The 4313-nt window shown below is 60.2% G+C and carries 3 protein-coding genes; all 3 read left to right on the forward strand.

All coding sequences use genetic code 11. The annotated features are described in order from the left end of the window. Window positions 1–116 precede the first annotated feature (116 nt). Window positions 117–875: a DUF3108 domain-containing protein gene (locus tag ABYO54_RS14615; RefSeq protein WP_372808980.1), complete on the forward strand. Its 759-nt coding sequence runs from the start codon at window positions 117–119 to the stop codon at window positions 873–875. 299 nt (window positions 876–1174) lie between these two features. Next, window positions 1175–3727: a DNA topoisomerase (ATP-hydrolyzing) subunit B gene (gene gyrB, locus ABYO54_RS14620; protein WP_372808981.1), complete on the forward strand. Its 2553-nt coding sequence runs from the start codon at window positions 1175–1177 to the stop codon at window positions 3725–3727. Window positions 3728–3967: 240 nt separating this feature from the next. Beyond that, window positions 3968–4313, forward strand: a 346-nt coding sequence (locus ABYO54_RS14625; protein WP_372808982.1) for a DNA gyrase subunit A, incomplete at its 3' end; no start/stop codon positions are given.

The raw sequence follows: 4313 nt of genomic DNA on the forward strand, positions 1-4313 counted from the left end.
CAGCGATACAACAACGATCGTCTGGATGCCGCTCGGCAAGGTATTGAAGGCGATCTCCGCTATCAACCGAATCCCCAAATGACCCTTCCCCTTTTTAAACTCAAAATCGATTTTTAATGAAACGCTCGCTCTGTCTGCTCGGCCTAATTGCCTCCTCCGCGTTCGCCGGCTACCGCTATCCGGTCGGGGAGCGCGCAGTCTATAAAATCATGTGGGGGCCGCTCTCTTGCGGTACTTCCACCATCTCCTGCGACGAAATCGAGCTCGGCGGACAACCGTTGATTCGCATCCGTATCCAGGCCAAAAGCAACAAGCTGGTCTCCACCATCTACCCGGTCGATGATAGGGTCGACTGTTTCATCGATCCCGAAACGTGCCTCTCGGTGCGCTTGGAAAAAAACACCTCCGAGGGAGGTTTTGTCTGCAAAGACATTCTCCGGCTCAACCGCGAAGAGAACACGGCGTATTGGGACAGCCAGAGCGGCAACATCAGCACCAACTATCCCATCGATGTCGAGGCCTGCGATGCCGTATCGTTCCTCTATGCCTTCCGCCGGCACGACTTCCAGAAAAATGAAGCGCGCAATTTCAGTATTGCCGTCGATTCCGCCCTGCACGGCATCACCATCACCGCCAAAGGAACCGACACCAAGAAGATCGGCCACGCCGGGGAGGTTTCCTGCCGGAAATATATCGCCCGGCCCCATCGCGACGATCTGTTTGTCCGGAAGATCCCGGAGGAGATCTGGCTGACGGATGATGATCGAAAAATCCTGGCTCGCATGGACGTCAAGGTTCCGGTTGGCAAAGCGCGCATCGTGCTTGTCGACTACACCCCGCCCCTCGCGGAGGCGGGCGCCAGCGTTGCCCGGTAGCCGGATTCCCGATTTGGGTTCCCGTCCGGTGCCCGGGATGGTGGAACCGGCGCAAAAACCGGCCATCAGCGTGGGCCGCCGCAGCGGAGGCCTTTCGGCGCAAAGTCCGGAATCGGCCCGCAATTCGCCGTTGTTTTGAATTGTGCCGCGAATCGGGAGAAGGGGCGATTTGCGGCGGATCGCGATTCTAGGGGTCGTTTTGTTCGAATTCCGGGGATTTGGCCGCTTTGCTTGTTGCCCCGCCATTTGGGGTCCGCTATGGTGTCCCGATTAATTCCCACGAAAGGAACAGGACAACCATGTCTGAAGCTGAAAACGATTTGTATGCTAACGAAACAACGAAAAAACGCGCCAGCAATCCCGATGCGGCCGGCTACGGGGCCGACCACATTTCCGTACTCGAGGGGATGGACGCCGTCCGCAAGCGCCCGGCCATGTATATTGGCGACACGGGGACGCGCGGATACCACCATTTGGTCTATGAAGTCGTCGACAACTCGATCGACGAAGCGCTCGCGGGCTACTGCTCGAACGTCGAGGTCTGCATCAACGAAGACGGCTCGCTCAGCGTCACCGACGATGGCCGCGGGATTCCGGTCGACATGCATCCGACCGAGGGCAAGCCGGCGGTAACGGTTGTGCTGACGGTGCTGCACGCCGGCGGCAAATTCGATTCCGATACCTATAAGGTGTCGGGCGGTCTCCACGGGGTCGGCGTTTCCTGCGTGAATGCGCTTTCCGAATGGCTGGAGGTCGAGGTGCGGCGCAACGGGGAGATCTACCACCAGCGCTTCGAGCGCGGCGTCGAGGTCACCGAGCTCGTCACGATCGGCAAAACCGCCGAGAACGGCACGAAGGTCACCTTCCGGCCCGACCGGACCATCTTCACGCACGAAGGCGGTTTCCAGTGGGATACCCTCGCCGCCCGCCTGCGCGAACTGGCCTTCCTCAATCGCGGCGCCAAGATTACGCTGAAGGAAGACGCGACCGGCCGCGAAGAGATCTTCAAGTACGATGGCGGCATCAAGGAGTTCGTCCAGCATCTGAACCGCAACAAGGCGCCGATGCACCCCGAGGTGATCTACTTCGAGCGCGAGAAGGACGGCGTGACCGTCGAAATCGCGATGCAGTATTCCGATGCCTACAGCGAGACGATCTTCTCGTTCGCCAACAACATCAACACGATCGAGGGCGGCACGCACCTTTCCGGCTTCCGCTCGGCGCTGACGCGTACGGTCAACGCCTACGCCAAGGCCAACAAGCTGATCAAGGACGACAAGCAGGCGATGGGCGGCGACGACATCCGCGAGGGCATCACTGCGGTGATCTCCGTCAAAATCCCCGATCCCCAGTTCGAGGGGCAGACCAAAACCAAGCTCGGCAACGGCGAGGTGGAGGGCATTGTCCAACAGGTCGTCAACGACGAACTCGGCACCTGTTTCGAGGAAAACCCGACCATCGCCCGCACGATTATCGACAAAGCGGTGGTGGCGGCGCGTGCGCGCGATGCCGCCCGCAAGGCGCGCGACCTCGCCCGCCGCAAGGGCGCGCTCGAAAGCGGCGGACTGCCCGGCAAGCTGGCCGACTGCTCCAGCCGCGATCCGGCCCGCACCGAACTCTATATTGTGGAAGGGGACTCGGCGGGCGGCTCCGCCAAGCAGGGCCGCGAACGCGAGTTCCAGGCCATTCTTCCGGTAAAAGGCAAGGTGATCAACGTCCAGAAGGCGCGCCTCGACAAGGTGCTGGCCAACGAGGAAATCCGCACCATGATCACCGCCATCGGAACCGGCATCGGCGCCGATGATTTCGATATCGCCAAGGCCCGCTACCACAAGATCATCATCATGACCGATGCCGACGTCGACGGTGCGCACATCCGCACGCTGTTGCTGACGTTCTTCTACCGCCAGATGCCGCAGCTGATCGAGAACGGCTACATCTACATCGCCCAGCCGCCGCTCTACAAGGTGACGCGCCGCAAGCGCGAGGAATATGTCGAGTCCGACGCCCATCTGACGCAGATCCTGCTCGACCTCGGCGCCGACGGCCTCCGGCTTGAAAAAGCCGACGGTACGGAATTGCTCGATACCAAGGGATTGCGCGAATTGCTGCAGAACCTGGTCGATATCGAGGACATTGCCGACAAGCTTCGCCGCCGCGGCATCGTCCTCAACGACTATCTCACCTATCGCGACGAAGCGACCGGGAACTTCCCGCTCTACTGCGTCTACATGAACCAGCTCGGCGAAGATCTCGACATCCGTTTTGCGCTGGACGACTACCAGCTCAAGGCCATCAACGAAGCGGCGCAACAAGCCCAAGGCGTCGTGGAAGTGGACGCCGAGCCCGTCGCCGAAGAAACGCCGGCGGTCGAAGGCGAAGCGGTCGAAGCCGAAGCCGGGGCCGAAAAGGTCGAGCCCCCGAAACCCGTCATCTACGAACCGCGCCGCAAAGAGCTCCCGTTCGCCAAGAAGCTCAAAGCGATCGTCGAACGGCTCGAGCAGGACGGGTTCAGCCTCGATCAACTGATCGGGGCCGCCGCGCCGCTCTTCAAGATCGACGACAAGGGCACCAAGATCGACTCCAACTCGTTGATGGACCTGCTGGCCATCGTCCGCGGCCTGGGCCGCAAGGGCATGAGCATCCAACGCTATAAAGGTTTGGGGGAAATGAACCCGGAGCAGCTCTGGGAAACCACCCTCGACCCCGAGCACCGCCGCATGACCAAGGTCGTGCTGGAGGACGCCGTCAAGGCCGACGAAATGTTTACGATTCTGATGGGCGACGAGGTGGAACCGCGCCGCGAATTCATTCAGGACAACGCCCTGAATGTCACGAACCTCGATATCTAGTCCAGGAGGAGCTGTCCGGTGAAAATAGATCTGGGAAAAGAAAACGGTGGCTATCACGCAGCGGTTGCGGGCCGAAAAAGTCTGGTCGCTTTCGGATATACGAAAGTGGAAGCACTCGAAGAGCTGATTAGCGTAGTGGAAGCCGAGCTGCAGGACTTGGCGGAGATCGACAAGATCGAAAAGAAAATCCGGGAACTGCTCGCCAAGCTCGAACGCGACGACTAACACGAAAGACGCATTATGGAAAACACGAACGAACGCATTGATCTGATTAATATCGAAGACGAAATGCAGCGCGCCTACATCGACTATTCGATGTCGGTGATCGTCGGGCGCGCCCTGCCGGACGCGCGCGACGGCCTGAAACCGGGCAACCGCCGCATCCTCTACGCCATGAAAGAACGCGGCTGGACGCACAGCAAGGCCTATGTCAAGTGCGCGAAGGTCGTCGGGGAAGTGATCGGTAACTACCATCCGCACGGCGACACGGCCGTTTACGACACCATGGTCCGCATGGCGCAGGATTTCGCGATGCGCGGCATGCTGATCGACGGCCAGGGCAACTTCGGCTCGATCGACGGCGACC

Source organism: Pontiella sp., from assembly GCF_041622395.1.
In the GTDB taxonomy this organism is placed as follows: Bacteria; Verrucomicrobiota; Kiritimatiellia; order Kiritimatiellales; family Pontiellaceae; genus Pontiella.